Here is a 24976-nt window from a genome sequence, read left to right as displayed (position 1 = left end):
TAAAACTAATATATGATAATTTCGTTTAATATTACCAAACCGCGCAAAAATGCTTTGGTTTCAACCAAAGCTAATCTTCGCCTTTATTATTTATTGAATAAAATAATCTAACTCATGATATTGTGGATGCTGATCTAATAATTGTTGGCAATTTTCACAAATGGAATGAAGGGTAATCGTCTGATCCTGACGATAATTTATTAATTTCATTTTCTCTTCCATCGATAAGACATTCCAACCAATTTTATCTAGATCAAGCATCGCGGGTTGTAACCTACCTACTTCACTTCCACAATGTTTGCAGGTATATAATAATGTCATATTCGCGCCTCCTATAAGTCCAAAGCGAGTTTATTGTTATTCTAACCGAGAGAATAGTCAACTATACGCGAATAAATCATTTTATTTATTATAGTCATTCATTACTTTTTGAAAAGGTTGACCCATCCAGGATTCCATTGCATCTGCAGCATGAGTAATTGATTTCTCTAATAAAGGTTGATTAGATTTATCAAACTTACCTAACACATAATCAATCACAGACATTGGGGTTTCTGGCCTACCAATACCAAATCGCAGACGATTGAACTGTTTGGTCCCTAATTGGTCTATAATGGAACGGACACCATTATGTCCCCCATGCCCTCCTGTTTGACGTAAGCGCACCTTTCCTAATGGTAAATCTAAATCGTCATAAATAACGGTTACTTCTTCTGGTGTAAGATTATAAAAATCCATTAATGGGCGAAGTGATTCACCTGATAAGTTCATATATGTTTGAGGCTGTAATAAAATTACTTTTTCACTTTCAATTGTCTCCAAGGCGAAGTGACCTTTAAATTTATTTTTGTTTAATGTCCAATTGTGTCGCTTTAGTATTTCGTCAATTACCATAAATCCTACATTATGACGAGTTTCTTGATATTTAATTCCTGGATTTCCTAACCCTACAATACATTTCATTTTACGAGTCTTCCTTTTACGATTATTTCTTCTCTATAGTCTAACATAAAAACACAAGAAAATCCGAACAAACCCTACCACTTTTCACAACAATATAAGCAAACTGTGAACTTGTGACAGTTCGTATAAAGGATTTAGATAAGTGTAAATCCAGCGCTACGGAAAAACACTCCCTTTCCGGGGGCACGGCTGAAGCTAACTTGGTAAAGAAAACCACTTTACCAAGTGGATCTTCAGCTCGTGCTGTCCCCCAGGAGTGTCGCATTTTTCCTCCGCTTTGTATAGACCTCTGTTCAAGTACGATGAAATATGAACTAAAGCCAATAATCTAGCACTTTCTTTATTTGTAGAACATTACTAAAGCGTAGTCCATTTACGTAGACTCCAGTGGGATCAGCGTCTTCCGAAGACCCCACAGGCAGTGATTTTCTGCCGAGGAGGCTGAGGTGACGCCCGCGGAAAGCGAAGTAAATGGACGGAGCTTTTACATGCACTCATCATAATTTCAAAGTGAACAGTAACTCTTACTACGCAGTTTAGTTTTTCTGTACGGTTGAGGTATATGAAAAGACGCAACTTTTTTGGTTGCGTCTTTTTTATTTATTCTTGTTCGTCTTCTGATTTTTCATTGATTACTTCTGGTTCTGTTTCTTCCTCTTCGGCTGGCTCTTCAGCTGGTTCTTCGTCTGGTACAAGAATGGTCACGATTGTGGCTGTCTCGTCCTCTAAAATCTCGTAATTTTTACCATCTTTTAGATCTGACACCAGAATACTGTCACCGACTTCTAAATCCGAAACATTGATCGTGATCTGTTCAGGAATATCTTTTGGTTTTGCTCTTAATGCAAGTTCATACAATGGCTGTTGAAGCACGCCACCTTCACTTGCACCTTTAGCTTCCCCTTCTAATGCAATTGGTACTTGTACATCTAGCTCTTCTTTCATATTAACCGCATAAAAGTCTGCATGCACTAGTTCATCTCTTAATGGGTCAACTTGGTATTCATGAAGCATTACATCCACTGCTTCTCCATCTACTTGTAAAGAGATAATTGCATTTTTCCCTTCATCTCTTACCGTTTTTAATAGTTCAATGCTATTTACTGTTACTGTTTTTGGATCTACTTGATACCCATAAATAATACCAGGTACATCCCCTGCTAATCGTATCGCTTTTGTATTTGACGTTTTTAAATTTTCTCTTTTCTTTGCTTCTAAAGTTACTGCCACTAAGATCACCCTCCATTTGAAAATTACTGCTATCATTAATTTTCCCTTGTATGTGACCGGCTAAACCTCTTTTTTTAAGAAAACTTATTTATTACAGCATGTTAACAGGTTGTGAGGTTTGGTTTTAATCAAATAATATACTGACAGACTGACGTTCATGTACACGAATAATTGCTTCACTTATCAGTGGTGCTACTGATAATTGCGTAATCTTGTCCAATTGTTTTTCTTCTTGCAGCGGAATGCTATTTGTCACCACAAGTTCTTTAATCGTTGAATTTTCGATTCTCTCGATTGCTGGTCCAGATAATACTGGATGTGTACAGCATGCATAAACATCCGTTGCACCATTTTCAATCAGTGCATTAGCACCAAGTGTTATCGTACCAGCAGTATCGATGATATCATCGATTAGGATAGCTGTTTTCCCTTCGATTTTACCTACGATATTCATAACTTCTGCTACGTTTGGCTTCGGTCTACGTTTATCAATGATAGCAATAGGTGCTTTCAGTCGATCCGCTAACTGTCGAGCACGCGTCACTCCCCCATGGTCTGGAGATACCACAACGATGTCCTCAAGTCCTTTTTTGCTCCAATAACTAGAAAGAATTGGCACACCTACTAACTGGTCTACAGGAATATCAAAGAAGCCTTGAATTTGTGGTGCGTGTAGATCTAAGGTAATAACTCGTGTAGCACCTGCCGTTTGTAATAAATCCGCAATTAGCTTAGCTGTAATCGGTTCGCGAGCACGAGCTTTACGATCTTGTCTTGCATACCCATAATAAGGCATCACAATATTAATCGACTTGGCGGAAGCTCTCTTTAAGGCGTCAATCATAATTAAAAGTTCCATAATATGTTGGTTTCCTGGCTCACAAGTCGATTGGACTACATATACATCACAACCACGAATACTTTCTTCGATGTTTATCTGAATTTCACCATCACTAAACTTAGTTACCGAGCTTTTTCCTAACTCCACCCCAATATTCGCTGCGATCTCTTCTGCTAGTCTTGGATTCGAATTTAATGTAAATACTTTTAAGGATGAATCCTTATAGGACATTTGTATACCTCCATGTGTTCTTGATTATTTATATTTCTTTGCGTATTCTTCTTTATTTACTTGTTTCGCTCGGCCAATTGATAGGGCATCTCCTGGCACATCCTGATGGATGGTCGAGCCTGCTGCTATTAGTGCCCCTTTACCGATACGCACTGGCGCAATTAAGTTAGCATTACAACCGATAAATACATCATCTTCTATCGTTGTTTTAAACTTATTTTTCCCATCGTAGTTAACGGTAATCGCTCCACATCCGATATTTACGCCACTACCAATTTCAGCATCACCAATATAACTCAAGTGTGGAACCTTACTTCCATTATCTATCTTTGATTTTTTAATTTCAACAAAATTACCTATCTTGGCATCATCGCCAATTGAAGCTTCAGGGCGAATATGAGCAAAAGGTCCAGCTTGAACTCTTTTACCAATATAACTTGATGTTGCCACACTGTGACGCAATACCGTTCCTTGTCCAATATGACAATCTTTAATTTCTGTATGAGGTCCAATGATAGCCTCATTTTCTATTGTTGTATCACCTTTAATGACAGTGCCTGGCTCAATAATGACATCTGTCCCTATCTTGACATCTGCTCCAATATAGGTGTTATTTGGATCGATAAGAGTAACACCGTTTCTCATGTGCTGTTCGTTAATTCTCTTTTTCATGAAGGTTTCAGCCTGTGATAATGCCACTCGATCATTTACACCGATCGTTTCTGTAAATTCTTCCGTTTGATAGGCTACTACCTTTTGCTTTTCTTCTTGCGCAATTTGAATCACATCTGGCAAGTAATATTCTCCTTGGGCATTATCATTGGATACTTTTTTCAAAGCCTTGAATAGTAATTCATTATCGAAGCAATAGGTTCCCGTATTAATTTCTTGGATTTTTTGTTCTTCTTCTGATGCATCTTTTTGCTCGACAATTTTACTTACCTGATTGTCTGCATTTCGTACGATTCGTCCATAACCAGTTGGATTTTCAGCATGAGCAGTTAGAATTGTTACAGCCGCTTTCTGCTCTTCGTGATGATCTATTACTGACTGAAGTGTTTGATTCGTTAATAGTGGTGTATCTCCACACACGACGATAGTAGTACCTTGTTTATTTGCCAAGTATTTTTCTGCCTGCTGTACCGCATGACCAGTTCCTAATTGTTCCTCTTGAATAACGAACTGAGAATTTTCTCCAAGTTGTTCCTGTACTTTTTCCGCTCCAAAACCAACAACTGTGGTAATACTGGCTAGGTCTAACCTTTTTAATTGATCTACCACATGCTGTACCATTGGCTTTCCTAATACTGGATGAAGGACTTTATATAATGTAGACTTCATTCTTGTGCCTTTACCTGCTGCTAAAACAATTGCATAACGATTTGACAAGTGATTTCCTCCGTTCTTCTAAAAGCGTTTTATGTATGATTGAATTATTCTCATTTTGCACAATAATATCCCAATTATGAATATATATGAAAAGCGCAACATTTTCAATAAAGAAGGACAAAAATAAAAAGCCCAACCAAAAATGATTAGACTTTTTTACTCTACTTAAGAAGCTCCTGCTTCTTCGTATTCTACTTCAGTTTCACCAGCACGCTGATACTCTTCAAGAACAGCTTCTTGAATTTTAGATCTTGTGCCAGAGTTGATTGGGTGCGCAATATCCCTAAATTCACCATCCGGTGTACGTTTAGAAGGCATTGCTACAAACATCCCATTGTTTCCATCAATTACACGTATATCATGCACTACAAATTCATGGTCTAATGTAATGGATGCAATAGCTCGCATTCTTCCATCGGTATTCACGCGGCGTAATCTCACGTCAGTTACTTCCATTATGTTTCACCACCTTTTCCCTTTTTAAGAACTTATTAACTTAATTCAACAAATTTTCTTAAATTCCTGCCAAAATTTTAAAAAAATTTATTTTTTTAAGAAAATTCGTTTCTTTCAAGTGATGGTGAACATATTTTTATTGGATCAAACCTATTATTTATCACTACTTGTGAAATAATTCCCTTTGATTACTTCGATGTGTTTTTTATTAGAGTCGACATTTTTAATTTGTAATAGAGAAGTGTAGTCTTCTACTACTCGATCTTCCTCATCATCTTCTGCTTCTGCTAACACACCTATAGCTTTAACATTGGCTTCAAATTCTTGGAGTAAGTTCCTTATCCCATTAATCGTTCCGCCAGCTTTCATAAAGTCATCGATGATACAGACATTTTCTCCCGGACTTAAACTTCGCTTAGACAAAACCATTGTTTGAATCTTTTTGGAAGAACCAGAAACATAATTAATACTAACTGTCGATCCTTCGGTTACTTTAGGATCTCGACGGACAATGATTACCGGTACATTTAAAAAGTCACCTACAGCATAGGCTAACGGAATGCCTTTTGTAGCAACTGTTACAACAGAATCAATATGTAACCCAGCAAACCTGGAGGCAAATAGTCGACCGATATTTCTCACTGTTCCTGGATTTCCTAAGATATCACTCATAAACAAATAACCACCAGGTAAAATACGCGTCGGATCCTCTAATTCCTGACATAACTGATCCATAATCTTCTCACTTTTAGCCATCGATACGTTTGGAACATATTTCACTCCACCTGATGCTCCTGAAGTCGATTCCAAATAACCGATACCATCTTCTTTGAACATTTTATTAATTATAGCTAAATCCTCACTTATCGAGGATTTTGCTGCACCATATGTTTCTGAGAAAAATGGAAGAGAAATTAATTCCATTGGATGTTCTACTAAATAATTGGTCATCGCAACAAGACGATCACTTCTTTTCATCTCTACACCCCGAAATCCGAATATTTTGAGGTAAATATAACATTTTATACGTGTTTAATCAAGTGTTTGATGTGTTCCTAACAATCTCACCACATAAACTTCTTCACAAAACCCTCGCAAACTGTTATAAATTCGATCTGCTCTACTTTCTTGTTGTACCAAACCGAATACGGTAGGCCCACTACCGCTCATCAACACAGCATCAGCTCCAGATCGTAGCATTTGTTCTTTTATTTGTTCTACTTCGGGGTTTTTCGGCAATGTAACGGATTCTAAAACATTTTTTAGTCTATTGCATACCCCTTGGTAATCGGACTGTTTAATTGCATCCACCATTCCTTTTGTATCTGGATGATCTAAGTCGTCCAATAATAAGGATTGGTATACAGATTGTGTGGAAACCCCTTGAACAGGCTTTGCTAAAACTACCCAACATTTTGGTGGAGCAGGTAATTCTACAATCGTTTCACCTCTACCTTTTGCTAAAGCTGTGGAGTTATATACGCAAAAAGATACATCTGATCCTACTTCCGCTCCTAAATTTGCTAGTTCTTCAATAGACAAATTAAGTTGCCATAATCGATTTAGTCCTCTAAAAGTAGCAGCAGCATCACTACTTCCTCCAGCCAGACCCGCAGCCACTGGGATTTGCTTATCTATTTTAATCTTTACACCAAGGCTAATTTGAAATCTTTCTTTTAACAACTTTGCTGCTCGATATGCTAAATTTCGCTCATCGTTTGGTACAAAGCGATTTTCTGAAACGACTTCTACTTTGTCTTCTTGTAATAAGAAAAATTCTAAGCGATCTGCTAGATCTACCGTTGTCATAATCATTTCTATTTCATGATACTGATCAGGTCTTTTATATAAGACATCAAGTGTTAAATTTATTTTAGCTGGTGCCTTTTCTAAAATATACATTCTTTGTTCACCTACTGACTAATTAATATTCAGAATTTGACTTTATCGCGGTGCTAGCCGTCGGTAATACCCATACTTCGAGTTACAGGTAATAGTAAAGAAACTATTTCTAGTATACGGACGGTAACTTTCTGATAAGTTTCGCTAACAATTCTCACTTTATGTAAAGATACCATAAATATAAAGAAAAGCGCAAAAAGGACAAAGTCTAAAATTAGACTTTGTCCTTTTTTAAATTCTCTTCTGCCATTTGTACTGCTCTTTTCACCATATTACCGGCATCCCTTGCAGTAATTCCACCCCAACCATCTTGCTGTACCTTGTCGTAAAAACCTAATTCTTTAGCAAGCTCTTCCTTAAAACGACTGGACATAATCCCTCGTTTCCTTGACATAGAAGATACTCCCTTTCTGTCGCCTCTTACGACAATCATAGTTTGTGTTGAAATTATAAATTGATGCTAGGCAATATAAGGATTAACTGGTACAGAAATAGAACGATAATAATCTGTAGACACAAACTACGAACCAGTGACAATTTTGAAAGTTTGATGAGTGTTAACCAAAAGCTCCGTCCATTTACTTCGCTTTCCGCGGGCGTCACCTCAGCCTCCTCGGCAGAAAATCACTGCCTGTGGGGTCTTCGGAAGACGCTGTTCCCGCTGGAGTCTACGTAAATGGACTACGCTTCCATAGTGTTCTACAAATTTAGAAACAGCTAGAATGTTGATATTACAGCAAATTTCCTCGTACTTGAACAGATATCTAACAAAGCGGAGGAAAAATGCGACACTCCTGAGGGAACAGCACGAGCTGAAGATCCACTTGGTAAAGTGTTTTTCTTTACCAAGTTAGCTTCAGCCGTGCCCCCGGAAAGGGAGTGTTTTTCCGTAGCGTTGGATTAGCACTTATCTCAATACTTTTGCCAATAACCCTATGTCAGGTACTTCGCAGTTTAGTTTTTATGTGAATTGATTTGGGTTTTAGTTAGGGACAGTAAAAAAAGCAGTAAACAAGGTTTACTGCTCCCCTGCTACTGCTTCTAATTCTTCCGAGAAACTTAGTTCAACTGTTTCCGTGAGAATATCTGCATAACTGTAAGACACACGCTCAAATGCATTCTCATCTTGATCAAGTTCAACAATAAATACGGAAGGATATGTTTCTGATAAAGTTCCGTAACGCTCAATGGTTTTCTTTCGACCACCATTTGCTTTAATTCGTAGACGTCTGCCAACATTTCCATCTAAACCTTGTTTAATTTCAACCAATGTTTTAGCCAATACACTCCACCTCACTAAGTATTAGTATACCATGTTCTTGTCCAACCGTCAATCAAAAATATTCTATTATATCAATATTAATTGAGGGATGTCAATAAAAAAATTTGGAATTCTTGTATATAGCTTACCTTAATTTATAAAATTTATGTATATAAATTAGGAATAGTTTGGTTTTAATCCAATTGAAAGATTTTTTATACAAAAAAAGAAAACTCTTTGAGTTACGAGTTTTCTTTAATCTGTTGATAGAAATAATTGGATAATTCAGCAAATTCTTTGATTGTTAGGGATTCTCCTCGTCTTGTTCCATCTATTCCAATTTTTTCAAAACCTGCTTCTAATTCAGGTTTTGATAATTTATCTTTAAAATGTCTCGATAAGTTATTTCTTAGTGTTTTTCTTCTTTGTTGAAAGCTTGATTGGACAAAGTTAAAGAAAAACGGCTCATTTTCTACCTGAACAGGTGGCTTCTCTCTCATTTTTAAGTGTAATACAGCAGAGTCAACTCGTGGCTGAGGCATAAATACCGTTTTTGGTACAATCATCTCTACGCTCGCCTCTGTGTAATATTGAATAGCGATCGATAATGAGCCATATTCTTTTGTACTTTCTTTTGCTGCCATTCTTTCTGCTACTTCCTTTTGAATCATTACGGTAATGCTTGAGATTGGGAGCTTGGCCATCAGTAGCTGCATTAAGATTGGTGTTGTAATATAATATGGGAGGTTTGCTACCACCTTAACTAGTCGGTCTCCTTGAAAATATCTATTCCATATTTCCATCATATTAGCCTTTAAAATGTCTTGATTAATAATATTTATATTGTTATATGGATTTAGGGTGTCTTCTAATATAGGCAAAAGACGACCATCGATTTCAAAAGCAACAACCTCATTTGCCGCAATCGCTAATTGTTCTGTTAATGCACCAATTCCAGGTCCGATTTCTATAGCGTCCATCTCTTTTGTGATGCCTGCTTTGGTAATAATGTTACGAAGTATATTAACATCAATTATAAAATTTTGTCCTAAACTCTTTTTAAAAGAAAAGCCATATTTATTCATGATTTCTTTTGTACGTTTAGGGGTTGCTATCGCCTTTTGTTCATTCATCAATTTTCCTCCTGGTTAATGGTTTGCATGACGCTTTCGAACTCCTTTTTGGTGATTTCGAACATTTGTAACCTTTTTAATAATTGCTTTCCATTTATGTGGCCAATTCTTAATTTTCGTCCTAATTTTGTCCTTTTTTTCTTGGAACCTTTTCCACCTATCAAACCATAACTCATTAAGTCTGATTGAGTAATATCTGATTTCCCATTCTCTGATAGATGGTATACTTGACTTAGAGCTTCTTTTAACACATCGATAGAAGCGTGTTCAATTCCTAGGCTTGCATGTTGTTTACCTTTTGATTTCGCTTCATCCTTTGATAAAAAGGCATGTTTGCATCCTGGTACATGTTGATCAATAATTTGTCTGATACGTTGTCCTGGGTAATCGGGGTCCGTAAAAACAATAACCCCTCTTTTATCCTTAGCGTGTGCAATTTGTTCTAATATATCTTTATTTATTGCAGATCCATTCGTTTCAATCGTATCTACGTCTAATGCCTGCTTTAATTTTGCAGTATCATCTTTACCTTCTACCACTATAATTTCTTTTACCTTCAAAAAGGCTCCTCCATTCTTGCTTGCCATAGCTTTGTTTATTTTAACATTTACGTTCCTTCATTTCACTTAGAAAAACCAAATAAAGCTGGTAAAACAAAAAAGCTTACCTTTTGAATAGGTAAGCCTTCATAATTATTTTATAATTTTCACTTGTACGGTTTTCACACCATAGCTTGCTGCTTTTTGTCTAGTTGGCATATGAAGGTCAATCTTATTGCCTTTAACATTACCACCTGTGTCACGTGCAATAGCATAGCCGTAACCTTCCACCCAAACTTTGGTTCCTAATGGTATAACGCTTGGATCTACTGCTACTACACCGTTTGGATTTGCCTTCAAATTGTAACCTGTTGCAGTCAGTCCTCTACCATCACACGAAGGACAATCCCAATTGTAAGCTGTTGCTTTCATGTAAAGCGTTTTACCTTCAGATTTAGTCTCACCACTACGTGAAACTTTTTCTGAACTGCTCGATGTATTTGACGCACTCGCTGACGTATTTGCTTTTGTCGGTTGTGGTTGATTTTCTTTCGTACCAATCGCTACTATTTTCTCTTTACTTTCTTTTTTCACTTCTTCTTTAACAAGCTCTCTTGATACTTCTTCACCATTCTCTAACACGACCTCGTAGTGTTTTTCGATCAGACCTGGCTCACCTGAAGACACGACTTCTTCTTTACCTTTATCAAGAGAATCATCATTTCGTTTTACTACCGGAACATCTTGTTCTTCTTCGATTACGTCAGTGATTTTTTCTACTCTGGTGATATGTATATCAGAGTTATCACTTAATGAAGCAGTGGTTTTTGGTTCAACCTTATCTAGTTCATTTAGTTTGATATTGTGTTCATTTAACAATTCTTCGACAGATCCACCTGTTGTCCAAACTTGATGTTCTTCTCCAGCATCATTAATCGTTACTTGGAACGCTTTTTCAATACCTATTTCAAGATTTTCATCCACTTTAGTATCTAATGCTACCGAAACCTGGTCATTTTCTGTTAATTCAATATTCTGTTCTTCTAAAAAAGCTTCTACAGTATCTGTTGTTGTATAATATGCTTCTTCTTCGCCATCTATGCTGACAATGAGTTGATTTGCTATTGTATGTTCAATTTCCATATCTGATGTAACGAGATCATCTAGACTATGTGAAAGATCATCATGTTCCCCCACATTAATTGCCAGTTCATTTAGTACATCTTCAACAGTCTTAGCATGTGTGCGCACTGTTGTTGTTTCGTCGTCCTGAGCATAGGTCACTTCCGCTTTTGATAATTCATAATAAGAGAAACTGATAAATCCAATAAATACTAATAGTGTCAATGCGTAAACGAAGTCTTTATTGCTCAAAAGGCGACTAAATTTGAGACGTTTCATGAACTTTCCCTCCTTTTTACTCGCCGTTGTATTATATAAACTTCCTTTTCTTGTGTCAAACTTCTAATTAGACATAAAAAAGCAGGGGAATCCTTTGAATTCAAGGGTTCTCCTGCTTTTTATCGATGAATATTTCAAATAGATTACAATACAGTAACAATTGATTAAAGGCTATCCTGCGTTATGTTTAACACTATTTAATCCCAAAAAATCTTTTGGCATTTTCTGTTGTTTTTGTACTGATTTCTTCAAAGTTTTGCTCCCGTAGTTCTGCGATTTTTTCCGCTACCAATTTTACATATGCTGGTTCATTTCTTTTGCCTCGATTTGGGTGAGGCGCTAAGAAGGGACAATCAGTTTCAATAAGTAAACGATCTTCGGGTACATATTTAGCTACTTCTTTTGGCAATGATGCATTTTTAAAGGTTACAGGACCACCAAGTGATATATAAAAATTCATCGCTAAACATGCATCCACGTATTCTACTGAGTCATTATAACAATGCATAATGCCGCCGACTTCTTCTGCCTTCTCCTCCTGCAATACTTGTATAATATCTTCCGTTGCTTCTCGATTATGAATAATAATTGGAAGATTTACTTTTTTAGCTAATTGAATTTGCTTACGAAAAACATCTTTTTGAATTTGCTTTGGAGACTTATCCCAATGATAATCAAGTCCCATTTCTCCTAAGGCGACCACTTTTGGATGGGCGGAAAGCTCTTCTAACCAATCTAATTCTTTATCAGTCATGTCGATAGCATCTACTGGATGCCAGCCGACAGCTGCATACATATAATCATATTTTTCTGCCATTTCGATTGCTTTCGGTATCGTTTCATGATCGAATCCGACAATCACCATTTTTTCGACACCAGCTTCTTTTGCTCTTTGTAACACTTCTTCCCGATCCTCATCAAAATGAGAGACATTTAAATGCACATGTGTATCGAATAACATAAATATCCTCCTAATGCGGAAACGCTTATCACTGGTTAGATGATAAGCGTTTTCTGCTTTATTATTTTACGATCGATCCATTTGGCAGGTTGGATTCTACGGTTGCCAGGGATAATGAACCATCTTCATCTTCTCCTGATAGAATCATTCCTTCAGAAAGTTGACCACGTAATTTTACCGGTTTTAGGTTCGTCACACAGATCACTTTTTTCCCAACTAACTCTTCTGGTGAATAGTACTCGGCAATGCCTGATACAACCTGTCTTTTTTCTGATCCTAGATCCAACTGGATACGTAATAATTTATCCGCTTTTTTCATTTTTTCAGCATGTGTTACTTCTGCTACGCGTAAATCTAGTTTCATAAAATCATTATAGGTAATTTCATTATGTTGCTCTTTACTTGCTTCTTTTTTGTCTGGTTCCGGTTTTGTCATCATCTCTTTAATGATTTGTACTTCTTTTTCGACATCTAAGCGTGGGAAAATAGGATCTTTTTTCACCACTTTAGTACCAGCTTCTATACTTCCAACATCTAATAGACTTTCCCATGTATGTTTCGATTCATCCGTCACACCAATTTGTTCGAAAATACGATTTGGTGTTTGTGTTAAGAAAGGACGTAATAGAATAGCGATACGACGTAAACTATCTACTAAATGCGCCATGACATTTCCTAAACGCTCTTGTTTACTATCGTCCTTCGCTAAAACCCATGGTGCTGTTTCATCAATATATTTATTGGTTCTGCTCACGTATTTCCATATGTGCGTCAATGCAACCGAGAAGCCCATTTCATCTAGTGCTTCTTCTACATTATTCACTGTTTCTTTGGCTAAGTTCTCTAGTTGTTGATCAAATTGATCCTCTGCCGTGCGAAAAGCAGGGACTTGACCATCAAAATATTTATTAATCATTGCTACCGTTCTGTTTAGTAGATTACCTAAGTCATTTGCAAGGTCATAATTCGTTCGATCGACAAATCCTTCAGGTGTAAAAACACCATCTGATCCAAACGGAACTTCTCTTAGCAAGTAATAACGTAAAGCATCAAGACCATAACGCTCCGTTAAATCGGTCGGATTGACAACATTACCTTTTGATTTCGACATTTTTCCGTCTTTCATTAAAATCCAACCGTGAGCAAATACTTTCTTTGGTAATGGTAAATCCAGAGCCATTAACATAATTGGCCAATAAATGGTATGGAAACGAACAATCTCTTTACTCATTAGGTGGACATCTGCCGGCCAATATTTTTGATACAATTCATCATCATCTGTTCCATATCCTAAGGCGGTAATATAATTCGACAATGCATCAATCCATACGTAAATAACGTGCTTTGGATCACCTGGCACTTGAATACCCCAATCAAAAGTAGTACGGGATACCGCTAGATCCTCTAATCCTGGCTTAATGAAATTATTGATCATTTCATTTTTACGGCTTTCTGGTTGGATAAACGAAGGATTTTCTTCATAAAAGGCAAGTAGTCGATCGACATACTTACTCATTTTAAAGAAATAAGATTCTTCTTTTACATGATCTACCGGGCCACCACAATCTGGACACCGACCATTATCTAATTGACGTTCAGTAAAGAAAGACTCACAAGAAGTACAATAACTGCCTTCATATTCATCTAAATAAATATCACCTTGTTCTAATAATTTCGCAAAGATTTTTTCGACAACCTGTTTGTGACGATCTTCTGTTGTACGAATAAAATCACTATAGGAAATATCTAACTTCTCCCACAAATCTTTAATACCACTTACGATGTCATCGACATATGCTTGTGGGGTTACTCCAGCCTCGTCCGCTTTCTTTTGTATCTTTTGCCCATGTTCGTCCGTTCCTGTCAAATAACGAACATCATATCCTCGTAGTCGTTTATATCGTGCCATAGCATCTCCTGCAACCGTACTATACGCATGGCCAATATGTAAATTACCGCTTGGATAATAGATGGGCGTTGTTATATAAAAAGTCTTCTTTTGTTCTGCCATTGTTATACCTCCTCAACGCAATTTTACTATAAATAAACAGTCTGTTTTTATTGTAGCGATTTTTCGAACATTTTTCCATCATAAAGGGAGGCTTCAATTAGAAGGAATTTCAATTTCCTACTGATTACTAACAAATCTCATCAGATGTTAGCGCCTGCTTATCACTACTTAACTTCTTTGTTGGTACTTGAATATTAAAGGGATGTAGTAAGACGGTTACGCTTGATTCATATATTTTCGCCTAAATTTGACAAACTTATAACCCAATATAGTTTAAAGAATGATAATATCAAAAAGTCCTGGTTTTTTTCAATTTTTTTATAAATGCTTGAAAAAAATAGATATTTTTGGTTTGACATTAATGGCAACTAATGGTATTATAACGCTATAGTTGTCGAATATTGCCGAATTTATTTATCAAAGGGGAGAATAAATAATGAAATCAACAGGTATTGTAAGAAAGGTAGACGAGCTAGGTCGAGTGGTAATTCCGATCGAACTTCGTCGTACATTAGGAATTAACGAGAAAGATGCACTTGAAATTTATGTCGATGACGAGCGCATCATCTTACAAAAATATAAGCCAAACATGACATGTCATGTTACTGGTGACATCTCTGACGATAACTTTACGTTAGCAGACGGTAAATTAGTACTTAGCCCAGAAGGCGCGCAAGCACTAATCGATGAGATTCAACAAAAGATGAATAAATAACACAAAGAGCTTGGAGTAATTCCAAGCTCTTTTGCTTTATCTATACAGTTCTTTTTCAACCAACGTCCCCGTTTAATAGATTAATATCCTTTATTTCTTTATCAACACGTATTGTTTATCTTCTAAAAAGAATGTTTCGCAAAGATGATTTATGTCTTTTAACTTTAAATGTTTTCCAAATTGGAACGTACTAAGGTTAATAACTACATCTTTGCTTTCTTCTTTCTCTTTTTCCTCATGCCCATCCCAACAAGAGTATATTTCAATGAAATCCTCTTTTAATAAATGTTCATCAATATAATTAAAAAGTGTTTTGATTGATTTACGTTGACCTAATGTATTGTTTGCTTGAAAGTAGCCTTGTACTTCATATACAAAAGGCGTGGTGAATTTATTTCTTATTGGTTCATATCCAGTATCTAAGTCAAAAACATCAATTCCACTTGCATCTTCTTCTGTTTCGTAGACCGTTATACGGTTAGAACTGTTATTCTTCTTCAAATGTTTATCTAAACTTACTCCTTTTAATTTCACTTCTGAAAGAGGTTTATATGTTGGGTTCCTAGCAAAACTACCAATAGGAAGTTCTGTATTGGACCCAATGAAATGGTGTAAAGTCATTTATATATCTCCCTTTTTGTAACCTTATTTCTCTACTCATGTTAAACGTTACTGCCGCGCTAATTGAATGAGCAATTTATTATAAGTTACACTAATATAATACCATAAAATTACATACTTCAATTATTATTTTCAATTGCATTTTATATGTAATTGAAAATGAAAAAAGTAGTCCATTTTGAAGTACAATTTACTCTCCAAAACTGAACTACTTATTATTGATCGCTTTTTTTATCAGCTATTCTACATGATAGGCACTATACACCTCGCGCTTTGAAAGGTTCCGTTCCTTTGCTACCTGTTTAATAGCTTCTTTACTTGTATTACGATCTAATTCCATGATTTTTTCTACGTGTTCTTTTAATGTAAGGTTTGTCCACCACTGGGAGGAGTTTTCTTCTTTTTTTCCTTCCACAACAATACAGCACTCACCTTTGATTGGATGTTCGCTTAACCAATCGGCAATTTCTTGAAGGTTACCTCTTATGTATTCTTCATACCGTTTCGTTATTTCTCTAGCAATAGAAACTTTCCTGTCACCAAGTTGTTCTGCTAAATACTCAATTGTTTCTTTAATCCGGTGCGGTGATTCATATAAGATCACTGTAGTATCAATAGATTTCAGTACGTTTATGGCATGATCCCGATCTTTTTTCTTTCGTGGTAGAAAACCATAGAAGTAAAAATGGTCTGTTGGTAATCCTGAAGCAACTAGGGCGGACAATGCAGCATTTGCCCCAGGTAATACCACTACCGTCAAATCTGCAGAGATAGCAGCATTAATCACTTCATAACCTGGGTCAGAAATACCGGGCATGCCTGCATCACTAACCAAGGCTAGCATTTGTCCTTCTTTTAACATTTCTATTATTTGATCCTGTCTCATCATTTTATTGTGTTCATGATAGCTGATCATCTTTTTCTTTAATTCAAAGTGGTGAAGAAGCTTTCCGGTGTTTCTTGTATCTTCAGCTAATACTGCATCCGCTTCCTCTAATACCTTTAATGCACGAAGAGTGATATCCTCCAAATTACCGATTGGTGTCGGCACAACATACAGCATCCCTTTATCTTGTTCATTCTGGTAGCTTTTTTGTATTTTCATCTGCGCCATACCCTTCTTTTTGCTTTTTCTTTATAAAAAGCATTTTTTTAGCTCTCGGAAGCTTCTTGATTTTTGCTTCTAACTTAAGTGCTTCTGATTTTGTCTCACACCGTTGGTAAAATTGTAATTGGAAAGGAGCTCTTCCTCTCGTATATTTAGCACCTTTTCCTTGTTCATGCATGTTTAATCTTCTTTTTATATTAGTGGTATAACCTGTGTATAATGTTTCATCTTTACATTTCAGTATGTAGACATAATGATTAATTTTTTCTACCATATAATATGCCCTCTAACTCTTTCGTATAATTTCCATTTTGATCAAATGTATATAAAGGCGATAAAAACTTCAAATCAGGACTGCCATCTCGAATACCTTCTATTAATAATATATTCGCTTCCTTACCTTCTTTTGGATAGACAAATTGTATTCTTTTTGGTTCTATTTTATATTGTCGGAATAAGGTGACAATATCGACAAATCGTGAAGGACGATGCACCATCGCTACTTTCCCTCCAGATTTCACTAACTTACTGCAGGACTGGATCACTTCTTCTAGTGTACAATAAATTTCGTGACGTGCTATCGTTAAATGATCATTAGCATTTTGATGTTTCTTATTATCAGTTTTAAAGTACGGTGGATTAACGGTGACTAAATCAAATTTATTATTTTTAAAATAGGATGGCATTTCCTTTAGATCTCCGTGTATCATGCTAATTTGTTCCGTTACATCATTTAATTTTATGCTTCGACATGCCATATCATATAACCTTGCTTGTAACTCTACTCCTGTTATCGGAACAGTCGACCGTTGGGATAATAACAAGGGAATAACTCCATTACCAGAACATAAATCTAAAATCTTCCCTCTTGTTCTAGGAGCTGACGCAAAGTGCGCTAATAAGACTGCATCAATTGAAAAGGAAAATACCGTCGGGCTTTGGATGATTTGCATCGTTTGATCTACCAATAAATCATCAATTCTTTCATCATCTTTTAATTCCATGTTACTTCTCCTTCATTACACAATTCACTCAGTAGATTGCGAACTAGTGACAATTTATAAAAAGTTGATCCCCTTTACGGGATATGAGGTATTGTAGACGGGATAATCGAATGTCTTAACGGGATATAGTGATCGCTTCACGGGATAAGTCTTCATATCCCGTGAAGCAAACCAATTATCCAGTGAAGCGCAGGGTATATCCCGTCAAGAGAAGGCATTATCCTGTGAAGAACATTGTTTATTTGTTTTATTAACTTCGCAGCACGTTTAGGTTTATTGTAAAGATTTTATAGGTTACTTTCTAGAGAAAAGGCTGACACTTGGTTTGCGTCAGCCTTAAACTTTTGATTTTATTTTGTTTTGTTAAGGAAGAGTAGGCAAAATAAGCAGTCGCCTTCTTGTCTTGGACTTCCAAAATGGACATTACAAATATGAAAGCCTTCTTCATAAAGCCTTGCCAAGTTGTCGTAACCTTCCCCTATGCCAGGGTCATCTTCATCAAGTTGATGACCTTCCTGACCTTCTGTTTCACTATCCAATCGTTGTCTGAGATGATGATTTTCCATTTCTATTCGATGATTTTCTTCTAACATTTCACCTAACTGTTGTTTCAAATCACCTAATTGCTGATATAATTGGCCGATTTGTTCTTCCATATCGGAAACTTGTTCAAATAGTTCTTTTTTCTTCACGTCACTTACACCCCATTATTCTGTGGCCTGGGTATTAATAACTCCTTCATCAATCAACTCATCTAACGTATATTCAATCATTCGTTCCTTCTCTGGAATTTCGACTTGAATGAGACGTTCTAAAATATTGAGGCCAACTACCTTACCATGGCCATAACTAGTAGTTATTTTCTCACCAAGGTCTGGTAATTCCTTTTTAGCTGTTTCATAATCATCATTCTCATATTTTAAACAACACATTAGACGACCACATAAACCAGATATTTTAGAAGGATTTAATGATAAGTTTTGATCCTTTGCCATTTTAATCGATACTGGTTCAAAATCTCCTAGGAAAGTCGAGCAACAAAGCATACGACCACAAGGACCAATTCCACCTAATAGCTTCGCTTCGTCTCTTACACCAATTTGCCGCAATTCAATCCGTGTTTTAAAAACAGATGCAAGATCTTTTACTAAATTACGGAAATCGACTCTGCCATCTGCCGTAAAGTAGAAAATCACTTTGTTTCGGTCAAATGTATATTCAACATCGACTAAATTCATGTCTAGTTGATGTTCTTTAATTTTCGCCTGACAAGTCTGATAGGCTTCTTCAGCAATTTCTTTATTTTCCACAACGATAAGCTTATCTTTATCATTGGCAATACGAATTACCTTTTTTAATGGAAGAACAACATCTTCTTCATCAACATGTTTATTGGCAACAACTACCTTACCAAACTCTACTCCTCTTACTGTCTCCACAATGACATAATCATCTTTATCGATTTTTAGGTCACTTGGGTCAAAATAATATATTTTACCCGCTTTCTTGAAGCGGACACCAATTACTTCTATCACAAAAATTCACCTCTGTATTTGAAGTGTTAGTTGCTCCAATACTAATTGTGGGTGCACATTCTGTTCTAATTTTCGTTTTGCTTCCATAATAAATTGCAAGCATTCTGTAGCATGGCCGATTGACCAAAACATGCTTGCTGCTTCTAATTTATCTTGGTGATTAGCAAAAACGATGGCAGAGGTTTCTTCAAGATGACAATGAACCACATCTCGAAACCATATTAATAATAAATCTAATCCCTCTTGCAATTGCGAACGTTCTTTAAAATGTGGCATCCACTGAGTATGCACAAATATTGGAACTTCACCTCGATTATGTTGAAGCATTTCAATTAATTGTACCACTAATTTTCGTGACTGTGCAAACCAAGTATCCTTACTCTTTTCAATTGCTTGAGGTACATTATTGGTTACCGCGGTCATCATTCGCGCATTTGCCTCTGTTAATCCTTCTGATTGAAGACTTTTTTCGAGTTGTTTTGGATTCAAAGGTTTAAAAGCGATCATTTGACATCTTGATCGAATCGTGGACAAAATCGCATGACTGTTTTCGGTTAATAAAATCGCTGTGGTTTGTTGACTTGGCTCTTCTAAAAATTTTAATAAACGATTGGAAGCATTGTCCGTCATTTTTTCGGTTTGAGAAATAATATACACTTTTTTGTTAGATTCTAATCCTGTATAGGTGAATTCTTTTTGTAAATGTAATATTTGTTCTTTCTTTATACTTGCACCATCAGGAATGATCATATGTAAATCAGGATGATTGCCACTCTTAATTCGTCGACAATCACTACATTGGTGGCAAGGATCAATTGTTGTCCTTTTTTTACAAAAGATACTCATCGCCAATAATTGAGCTAACTCAAATTTGCCTGTGCCTTTATCACCATGAAATAGATAGGCATGGGATATTCTTGATTTACTAATACTATTCATCACCATTTTACTGACGATCGGTTGTTTTTCCACCATATCTCCCCATACTAAATCCATTAAATTGCCTACTTTCTAATTTATGTTTTTCTAATTTGTAAAAAGAAGAGGATGGATTAGTAACCATTCCTAATCTATCCTCTTGATGACGTACTACGTATATAAGTTAATGAGAAGCCCTTTAATCTCTCCAATAAGGTCCAAGATTTGTATCGAATTCTTTTCCTGATCCATCACAGACTCGGTTAATTCTACTAATTTCTCATCTACTTCTTCTACAATCGTTAATTTCCTGTTATCACCATCCAGCATAAAACTATGCGATTGTTTTAAGGTTAACCCATAATCAACAGCTTCTTTCACAAAGCGTTTTACCATTCTTTTATAGGTTGCCAGATCTTTAAAAGAACGAAAACGAGCAATCTTTTGACCTTGTGCCGTTAATTCACTCATTAACTTTTGTAACTGTGCCTGTTGCATTTGGGTAGATTGCTGCTTTACAAGCGTATCGAACCTTTGTGAAGGCGGTCTAGCTTGTTGTTCTTTTTTATTTAATGCATCCAACTGTGTACGCATGTCCTGACTAATTTTCATATCTTGCTATACCCACCTTTTAGAATTGATGAAACGCATCAACTGGTACTACAAATACGGTTGCCCCGCCTACTTCGACATTTATCGGCCTAGGAATATAAGAATCTGCATTACCACCCATAGGAGAGACAGGTGAAACCATTTGTTCCCTTTGACTACAGTTATCACGGATAACTTCCAATGCCTCATCCAGATGCTGATCTTCACAACCAATCATTAACGTGGTATTCCCCTCTTTTAAAAAACCACCTGTAGATGATAACTTTGTCGTTTTAAACTGTTGATCACTAAGTGCGTCAATTAAACGATTACTATCCTTATCCTGTACAACCGCCATAATTAATTTCACGTTTGCCGCCTCCTTTTTTAATGGACGAAAATATTATAATCTTGCTTTAATCTTTTTATATGCTTGTGCTTCTACTTCTATTATACCAAAGTTTGCCTCAATACTCTCGATACGTTTCGGAAATTTAATAAGTAATTGTTGATAAGCCTGGTATACTTGTTGATGAAACTGGAGAGATTCTAGGTCTAGTCTATTCTGTTCTCTCTCTTTATTTCGCTGGATCCTTGCTAATCCTTCTTCTGGTTGAATATCAAAAAACAAGGTCAAATCAGGCATGTGATCTGCAATAGCAAATTGATTGATTTGATATACTTCTTCAATTCCTAATCCTCTTGCAGCTCCTTGGTAGGCAAGACTGCTATCAACAAAACGATCACAAAGGACAATTTTTCCTTGTTCCAATGCAGGTTGTACCTTTTCGACTAGATGCTGCCTTCTTGCAGCCGCATATAAAAGTGCCTCTGTTCTGGCATCCATCATCGTATTGTTAGTATCTAAAATAATATCCCGTATGTTTTCGGCAATTGGGATTCCTCCTGGCTCTCTCGTTGTCATTACTTGATAACCATCTTCTCTTAAGCGTTGTGCCAGTCTATGTAGAATAGTCGTCTTTCCAGCACCTTCGCCTCCTTCAAAAGTTATAAACACGTTCATTCTCCTCTAGTTTCATCCACAACATATACATATAAACCTGTTTGTCGATTACTCGGTTGAAAATTTATTTGTTGTTGAAATAATTGTTTTATTTTTTCTACTGTTATTTGCTCGATTCTTTCCCCTTTAGCTATTAAGGGTATCCCTGGTGGATATGGGATAATTGCTTCAGCTGCAATTTTTCCTATTGCATTCTCCCAATCTGACCATTTTGCTTGTAACCTTTTCATATCAGCATACGATATAGCCAAAGGAAGTATCTTTTCATGATAATAAGTATTGTGATTAATCTCTATTGTAGCACGATTATCAGAAAATTTTAATTCTTGTTGAATTCTTACTAATTTCTTTCTTAAGATCGAAGGGTCAATAACAGGCTCGAGACCAAATATAAATAACACATGTTTATCAGTAATGAGTTCGGGATATAATTTTTCTTGTTCAAATAAGGACTTTAATTGTTGAATATCTACATTTTGATTAACTCTCAATGATAATTTTAATGGATCATCATTCGGTCCTTTTTTTTCTAATACCCATGCATCACTTTCAGAAAAACAAGTGATCACCTTTTCAATATAAGCAAATAAAGACAGCTTTTTTTGTTCAGAAAAGGTAGCTAGATAATAACGAGCAATATCTAAACTTGCTAAAATCGGATAAGAGGGACTGCTTGATTGTAACATCTGCAAATAATAATTCATCTTTTGTTGATCAATAGCTGTAGATTGTACATGTAAGTATGCGGCCATCGTTAAGGCAGGAGTCATTTTATGGGCAGACTGGACAACAACATCCGCACCTAACGAGACAGCTGAAGGCGGCACCTCGATAAAAGGTAAAGAAAAATGACAACCATGTGCTTCATCAACTAGCACTAGTATGTTGTTATGGTGGGCTATCTCTATTACTTCCTCTAAATTAAACGTATTCCCGAAATAATCAGGATATGTAAGTAGGATTGCTCTAGCATTATGATAGTTATAGAGCGTTTCCTTCATAACCTGTATTGAAGGATTTGTATACATTTGTTTTTCAGCATCAAACATTGGTGGTAAGAAAATCGGTTGTACCCCAGCTAATTCGATACCATGCAAAATTGATTTATGACAGTTTCGTTGCACCAATACTTGGTCTCCTGGTCGGCAAGTCGCTAATATCATGGCTAGATTTCCTACTGTACTGCCATTCACTAAAAAATAAGTATACAGCGAGCCAAACCATTCTGAAGCTAAATCTTGTGCTTCCTTAATCACCCCGCTAGGTGCATGCAAATCATCTAAACCTTCTAATTCTGTTACATCTATTTTTAATATGTCACTAAAAATCTCTGAAAAGTCCTCTGGAAAGATCCCACCACTTTTATGGCCAGGTACATGAAAAGATGTATGCCTGCTTTGAGCGAAGTGAATAAGTTTCTGGTAGAGTGGTGTCTGTCTTTGTTTTTTATGCATATTGTTGCCTCACTTTATAAAAAAAACTCGGTATTCTCTTTTTCCTTTTAACAAATGCCGCAGTTTTCTTATACTTTACGACATTTTTACTTCTTAAAATCTCTTTTTGTTAAATTTCACGCTCTTCTAACATATAAAAATAATGGAATCACTATTCGTGATTCCATTATATAGTATAGGTTGATTGATTAATAGCTCTCAATTTCTCTACATAATATTGATAATTATCATCTTGAGGATGAATAGAAAGAATTTCTTTCTCGCACTCTCGACAAATATATAACTGATATAAATAAATTCCTTCTTCTTTTGTCTGATCACAAATACCGCAAATATGTTTACTATTGTTCCCCATTTGCCACACCTCCATTAGATAGTATGGCCAATCTAGTAATAAATATACAAAGAATACTAGATTTAATTCTTCGACATTTTCATCGCTTTTTCACGTGAAACATTTTTTATAAGAGGTTATTTTTTCCCAATAACTTGAATACGACAATAATCTGCTATCCACTGATGATCCATATATAACGTTGTCTTAAGACTTTTTTCTACATTCTCAATAAGTGTTCTCTTCTCATCTTTTGTTAGATGCTGTAACATTCCCTCTCCAAACATTAAAATCCAATTAGCTAAACCATCTGTTCCTTCAAGGGGTGTAGGTCTACTATAATATCTAGCATAATGGACAGTAAACCCTACTTCTTCCATTAATGTTGTGTATTCTGCAATACTTGGAAAATACCATGGTTCCTTTAGAGGAGGGGAATCCGAAAACAAATTACTATAAGCTGCATGAAGCGCATTTCTAATCATCATCACATTGTTTTTCCCACCAAATTCTGCTACAAATCGTCCGTCCTCACCTAAACTCTGATAGATCTTTTGTAAGCCTTCTTTTGGTTGTTGCAACCAATGTAAAGCAGCATTTGAAAACACAGCATCAAACTCTTCGTTATAATCCATATTTAGAATGTCTACCGTAGCAAAGTTAAGATCAGGGTATTTTGATTGCGCTGTTTGTATCATGTCTTCTGATTTATCAATACCTTTCTCTATTGCTCCAGATTTGGATATTTCAACAGCAAGATCTCCTGTACCACATCCAACATCAAGGATCTTTTCACCTTTTAGTGGTTCTAACAATTCCAATATGCCTTTGCCATAATTAGAAACAAAATAATGCTTATCATCGTAGAGCTTTGATTGCCATTCATCTAACATCTTCTGATCCTCTCCCTCCATTTAATTATAGATTTTACACCATATAATGGAATTTGAGAATCAGTATTTTATAATATTAAAAAATCCTCAGTCTAATAAAGACTAAGGATTTTTTGATATGCCTGGCAACGTCCTACTCTTGCAGGGGCGCGAGCCCCAACTACCATGGGCGCTGGAGAGCTTAACTACTGTGTTCGGCATGGGAACAGGTGTGACCTCTCCGCTATCGTCACCAGGCTTGCAGGATGCAAGTCGATCAACGTTGTCACATGGATGTGACGGTTTTCGTTGATCTTCCTTTATGTAAAGGAAGTGCTTCCCTGTATATATAAAAATATACCCTAAAAACTAGATAAGAAGTAAAACAAGGTTCAAACAAACCGTACTTTATTAGTATAGATAAGTCCTCGATCGATTAGTATTCGTCAGCTGCACATGTCACCATGCTTCCACCTCGAACC

Annotated in this window: 29 protein-coding genes and 1 rRNA gene; 1 reads left to right on the top strand and 29 read right to left on the bottom strand. The window is 36.1% G+C overall.

Annotation, left to right across the window (positions count from 1 at the left end; translation table 11 throughout):
* Nucleotides 1-90: 90 nt before the first annotated feature.
* From BN3107_RS00275 to metG, 15 genes are all read right to left on the bottom strand, one after another.
* Nucleotides 91-321, bottom strand: a complete 231-nt coding sequence (locus BN3107_RS00275; protein WP_058305651.1) for an anti-sigma-F factor Fin — start codon at nt 319-321, stop codon at nt 91-93.
* An 81-nt stretch (nt 322-402) separates the two neighbouring features.
* The gene (gene pth / locus BN3107_RS00270) at nt 403-963 is read right to left on the bottom strand and encodes an aminoacyl-tRNA hydrolase (protein WP_058305650.1); all 561 of its coding nucleotides are present in this window, start codon (nt 961-963) and stop codon (nt 403-405) included.
* A gap of 600 nt (nt 964-1563) precedes the next feature.
* Complete coding sequence (locus BN3107_RS00260; RefSeq protein WP_058305648.1) at nt 1564-2193, bottom strand: 50S ribosomal protein L25/general stress protein Ctc; 630 nt, start codon at nt 2191-2193, stop codon at nt 1564-1566.
* A gap of 124 nt (nt 2194-2317) precedes the next feature.
* A complete protein-coding gene (locus BN3107_RS00255; protein WP_148434600.1) occupies nt 2318-3271 on the bottom strand; it encodes a ribose-phosphate diphosphokinase in 954 nt (317 codons plus the stop codon).
* Between the two features lie 18 nt (nt 3272-3289).
* Nucleotides 3290-4654: a bifunctional UDP-N-acetylglucosamine diphosphorylase/glucosamine-1-phosphate N-acetyltransferase GlmU gene (glmU, locus tag BN3107_RS00250; protein ID WP_058305646.1), complete on the bottom strand. Its 1365-nt coding sequence runs from the start codon at nt 4652-4654 to the stop codon at nt 3290-3292.
* 165 nt (nt 4655-4819) lie between these two features.
* Nucleotides 4820-5110, bottom strand: a complete 291-nt coding sequence (spoVG, locus tag BN3107_RS00245) for a septation regulator SpoVG (protein ID WP_058305645.1) — start codon at nt 5108-5110, stop codon at nt 4820-4822.
* Nucleotides 5111-5263: 153 nt separating this feature from the next.
* A complete protein-coding gene (purR, locus tag BN3107_RS00240) occupies nt 5264-6088 on the bottom strand; it encodes a pur operon repressor (RefSeq protein WP_058305644.1) in 825 nt (274 codons plus the stop codon).
* Nucleotides 6089-6142: 54 nt separating this feature from the next.
* Nucleotides 6143-7012 (bottom strand): 4-(cytidine 5'-diphospho)-2-C-methyl-D-erythritol kinase, encoded by an 870-nt coding sequence (ispE, locus tag BN3107_RS00235; RefSeq protein ID WP_058305643.1) that lies wholly within the window; start codon nt 7010-7012, stop codon nt 6143-6145.
* A gap of 214 nt (nt 7013-7226) precedes the next feature.
* Nucleotides 7227-7406, bottom strand: coding sequence for a small, acid-soluble spore protein, alpha/beta type (locus BN3107_RS00230; RefSeq protein WP_058305642.1), 180 nt, complete (start codon nt 7404-7406; stop codon nt 7227-7229).
* Nucleotides 7407-8030: 624 nt separating this feature from the next.
* Nucleotides 8031-8294: a biofilm formation stimulator Veg gene (gene veg / locus BN3107_RS00225; RefSeq protein WP_058305641.1), complete on the bottom strand. Its 264-nt coding sequence runs from the start codon at nt 8292-8294 to the stop codon at nt 8031-8033.
* Nucleotides 8295-8515: 221 nt separating this feature from the next.
* Nucleotides 8516-9406 (bottom strand): 16S rRNA (adenine(1518)-N(6)/adenine(1519)-N(6))-dimethyltransferase RsmA, encoded by an 891-nt coding sequence (gene rsmA / locus BN3107_RS00220; protein ID WP_058305640.1) that lies wholly within the window; start codon nt 9404-9406, stop codon nt 8516-8518.
* Entirely contained in the window at nt 9406-9966 is a 561-nt protein-coding gene (gene rnmV / locus BN3107_RS00215; protein ID WP_058305639.1) for a ribonuclease M5, read from the bottom strand. The genes rsmA and rnmV overlap by 1 nt, the downstream gene beginning before the upstream one ends.
* A 132-nt stretch (nt 9967-10098) precedes the next feature.
* On the bottom strand, nt 10099-11346 hold the full coding sequence (locus BN3107_RS00210) for a G5 and 3D domain-containing protein (protein ID WP_058305638.1): 1248 nt from the start codon (nt 11344-11346) through the stop codon (nt 10099-10101).
* Between the two features lie 193 nt (nt 11347-11539).
* The gene (locus BN3107_RS00205; protein ID WP_058305637.1) at nt 11540-12307 is read right to left on the bottom strand and encodes a TatD family hydrolase; all 768 of its coding nucleotides are present in this window, start codon (nt 12305-12307) and stop codon (nt 11540-11542) included.
* A gap of 61 nt (nt 12308-12368) precedes the next feature.
* Entirely contained in the window at nt 12369-14318 is a 1950-nt protein-coding gene (gene metG, locus BN3107_RS00200) for a methionine--tRNA ligase (RefSeq protein ID WP_058305636.1), read from the bottom strand.
* 436 nt (nt 14319-14754) lie between these two features.
* Between metG and BN3107_RS00195 the strand changes: the two genes are divergently transcribed.
* The gene (locus tag BN3107_RS00195) at nt 14755-15033 is read left to right on the top strand and encodes an AbrB/MazE/SpoVT family DNA-binding domain-containing protein (RefSeq protein WP_058305635.1); all 279 of its coding nucleotides are present in this window, start codon (nt 14755-14757) and stop codon (nt 15031-15033) included.
* Between the two features lie 90 nt (nt 15034-15123).
* On the opposite strand, the gene BN3107_RS00190 is transcribed toward BN3107_RS00195, so the two are convergent.
* The 14 genes from BN3107_RS00190 to rrf all read right to left on the bottom strand — a co-directional run bounded on the left by BN3107_RS00190 (nt 15124) and on the right by rrf (nt 24752).
* Entirely contained in the window at nt 15124-15654 is a 531-nt protein-coding gene (locus tag BN3107_RS00190; RefSeq protein WP_058305634.1) for a hypothetical protein, read from the bottom strand.
* A 238-nt stretch (nt 15655-15892) separates the two neighbouring features.
* Nucleotides 15893-16759, bottom strand: a complete 867-nt coding sequence (gene rsmI / locus BN3107_RS00185) for a 16S rRNA (cytidine(1402)-2'-O)-methyltransferase (protein WP_058305633.1) — start codon at nt 16757-16759, stop codon at nt 15893-15895.
* Complete coding sequence (locus BN3107_RS00180) at nt 16731-17036, bottom strand: GIY-YIG nuclease family protein (RefSeq protein WP_058305632.1); 306 nt, start codon at nt 17034-17036, stop codon at nt 16731-16733. The genes rsmI and BN3107_RS00180 overlap by 29 nt, the downstream gene beginning before the upstream one ends.
* A complete protein-coding gene (locus BN3107_RS00175; RefSeq protein WP_058305631.1) occupies nt 17020-17766 on the bottom strand; it encodes a tRNA1(Val) (adenine(37)-N6)-methyltransferase in 747 nt (248 codons plus the stop codon). Before BN3107_RS00175 ends, BN3107_RS00180 begins: the two co-directional genes overlap by 17 nt.
* A gap of 350 nt (nt 17767-18116) precedes the next feature.
* Nucleotides 18117-18458 carry a DNA replication initiation control protein YabA gene (gene yabA, locus BN3107_RS00170; RefSeq protein WP_058305630.1) on the bottom strand — a complete coding sequence of 114 codons (342 nt, stop codon included), beginning with the start codon at nt 18456-18458 and terminating at the stop codon, nt 18117-18119.
* Between the two features lie 15 nt (nt 18459-18473).
* Nucleotides 18474-19301 carry a PSP1 domain-containing protein gene (locus tag BN3107_RS00165; protein WP_058305629.1) on the bottom strand — a complete coding sequence of 276 codons (828 nt, stop codon included), beginning with the start codon at nt 19299-19301 and terminating at the stop codon, nt 18474-18476.
* A 6-nt stretch (nt 19302-19307) separates the two neighbouring features.
* A complete protein-coding gene (holB, locus tag BN3107_RS00160; RefSeq protein ID WP_058305628.1) occupies nt 19308-20297 on the bottom strand; it encodes a DNA polymerase III subunit delta' in 990 nt (329 codons plus the stop codon).
* A gap of 93 nt (nt 20298-20390) precedes the next feature.
* The gene (locus BN3107_RS00155) at nt 20391-20831 is read right to left on the bottom strand and encodes a YaaR family protein (RefSeq protein ID WP_058305627.1); all 441 of its coding nucleotides are present in this window, start codon (nt 20829-20831) and stop codon (nt 20391-20393) included.
* Nucleotides 20832-20850: 19 nt separating this feature from the next.
* On the bottom strand, nt 20851-21180 hold the full coding sequence (locus BN3107_RS00150; protein WP_058305626.1) for a cyclic-di-AMP receptor: 330 nt from the start codon (nt 21178-21180) through the stop codon (nt 20851-20853).
* A 33-nt stretch (nt 21181-21213) separates the two neighbouring features.
* On the bottom strand, nt 21214-21834 hold the full coding sequence (gene tmk / locus BN3107_RS00145; RefSeq protein WP_058305625.1) for a dTMP kinase: 621 nt from the start codon (nt 21832-21834) through the stop codon (nt 21214-21216).
* Nucleotides 21831-23288, bottom strand: coding sequence for an aminotransferase class I/II-fold pyridoxal phosphate-dependent enzyme (locus tag BN3107_RS00140; protein ID WP_058305624.1), 1458 nt, complete (start codon nt 23286-23288; stop codon nt 21831-21833). Before BN3107_RS00140 ends, tmk begins: the two co-directional genes overlap by 4 nt.
* 166 nt (nt 23289-23454) lie before the next feature.
* Nucleotides 23455-23643, bottom strand: a complete 189-nt coding sequence (locus BN3107_RS00135; protein ID WP_058305623.1) for a sigma factor G inhibitor Gin — start codon at nt 23641-23643, stop codon at nt 23455-23457.
* A gap of 116 nt (nt 23644-23759) precedes the next feature.
* Nucleotides 23760-24515 carry a class I SAM-dependent methyltransferase gene (locus BN3107_RS00130; RefSeq protein WP_058305622.1) on the bottom strand — a complete coding sequence of 252 codons (756 nt, stop codon included), beginning with the start codon at nt 24513-24515 and terminating at the stop codon, nt 23760-23762.
* A 120-nt stretch (nt 24516-24635) separates the two neighbouring features.
* A 5S ribosomal RNA gene (gene rrf, locus BN3107_RS00125) occupies nt 24636-24752 on the bottom strand.
* Nucleotides 24753-24976 lie beyond the last annotated feature (224 nt).

This window comes from Gracilibacillus massiliensis (assembly GCF_001458115.1).
In the GTDB taxonomy this organism is placed as follows: Bacteria; Bacillota; Bacilli; order Bacillales; family Amphibacillaceae; genus Gracilibacillus; species Gracilibacillus massiliensis.
The sequence above is the reverse complement of the archived record's forward strand: the minus strand, read 5'-3'. Positions and strand labels throughout refer to the sequence as shown.

What these genes read in the sequence shown, in the direction of transcription:
- BN3107_RS00275 (WP_058305651.1), bottom strand. Translation starts at nt 321, where the DNA reads ATGACATTATTATATACCTGCAAACATTGTGGAAGTGAAGTAGGTAGG.
- pth (WP_058305650.1), bottom strand. Translation starts at nt 963, where the DNA reads ATGAAATGTATTGTAGGGTTAGGAAATCCAGGAATTAAATATCAAGAA.
- spoVG (WP_058305645.1), bottom strand. Translation starts at nt 5,110, where the DNA reads ATGGAAGTAACTGACGTGAGATTACGCCGCGTGAATACCGATGGAAGA.
- purR (WP_058305644.1), bottom strand. Translation starts at nt 6,088, where the DNA reads ATGAAAAGAAGTGATCGTCTTGTTGCGATGACCAATTATTTAGTAGAA.
- ispE (WP_058305643.1), bottom strand. Translation starts at nt 7,012, where the DNA reads ATGTATATTTTAGAAAAGGCACCAGCTAAAATAAATTTAACACTTGAT.
- BN3107_RS00230 (WP_058305642.1), bottom strand. Translation starts at nt 7,406, where the DNA reads ATGTCAAGGAAACGAGGGATTATGTCCAGTCGTTTTAAGGAAGAGCTT.
- rsmA (WP_058305640.1), bottom strand. Translation starts at nt 9,406, where the DNA reads ATGAATGAACAAAAGGCGATAGCAACCCCTAAACGTACAAAAGAAATC.
- BN3107_RS00210 (WP_058305638.1), bottom strand. Translation starts at nt 11,346, where the DNA reads ATGAAACGTCTCAAATTTAGTCGCCTTTTGAGCAATAAAGACTTCGTT.
- BN3107_RS00205 (WP_058305637.1), bottom strand. Translation starts at nt 12,307, where the DNA reads ATGTTATTCGATACACATGTGCATTTAAATGTCTCTCATTTTGATGAG.
- metG (WP_058305636.1), bottom strand. Translation starts at nt 14,318, where the DNA reads ATGGCAGAACAAAAGAAGACTTTTTATATAACAACGCCCATCTATTAT.
- BN3107_RS00195 (WP_058305635.1), top strand. Translation starts at nt 14,755, where the DNA reads ATGAAATCAACAGGTATTGTAAGAAAGGTAGACGAGCTAGGTCGAGTG.
- BN3107_RS00190 (WP_058305634.1), bottom strand. Translation starts at nt 15,654, where the DNA reads ATGACTTTACACCATTTCATTGGGTCCAATACAGAACTTCCTATTGGT.
- rsmI (WP_058305633.1), bottom strand. Translation starts at nt 16,759, where the DNA reads ATGAAAATACAAAAAAGCTACCAGAATGAACAAGATAAAGGGATGCTG.
- BN3107_RS00180 (WP_058305632.1), bottom strand. Translation starts at nt 17,036, where the DNA reads ATGGTAGAAAAAATTAATCATTATGTCTACATACTGAAATGTAAAGAT.
- BN3107_RS00175 (WP_058305631.1), bottom strand. Translation starts at nt 17,766, where the DNA reads ATGGAATTAAAAGATGATGAAAGAATTGATGATTTATTGGTAGATCAA.
- holB (WP_058305628.1), bottom strand. Translation starts at nt 20,297, where the DNA reads ATGGATTTAGTATGGGGAGATATGGTGGAAAAACAACCGATCGTCAGT.
- BN3107_RS00155 (WP_058305627.1), bottom strand. Translation starts at nt 20,831, where the DNA reads ATGAAAATTAGTCAGGACATGCGTACACAGTTGGATGCATTAAATAAA.
- tmk (WP_058305625.1), bottom strand. Translation starts at nt 21,834, where the DNA reads ATGAACGTGTTTATAACTTTTGAAGGAGGCGAAGGTGCTGGAAAGACG.
- BN3107_RS00140 (WP_058305624.1), bottom strand. Translation starts at nt 23,288, where the DNA reads ATGCATAAAAAACAAAGACAGACACCACTCTACCAGAAACTTATTCAC.
- BN3107_RS00135 (WP_058305623.1), bottom strand. Translation starts at nt 23,643, where the DNA reads ATGGGGAACAATAGTAAACATATTTGCGGTATTTGTGATCAGACAAAA.
- BN3107_RS00130 (WP_058305622.1), bottom strand. Translation starts at nt 24,515, where the DNA reads ATGTTAGATGAATGGCAATCAAAGCTCTACGATGATAAGCATTATTTT.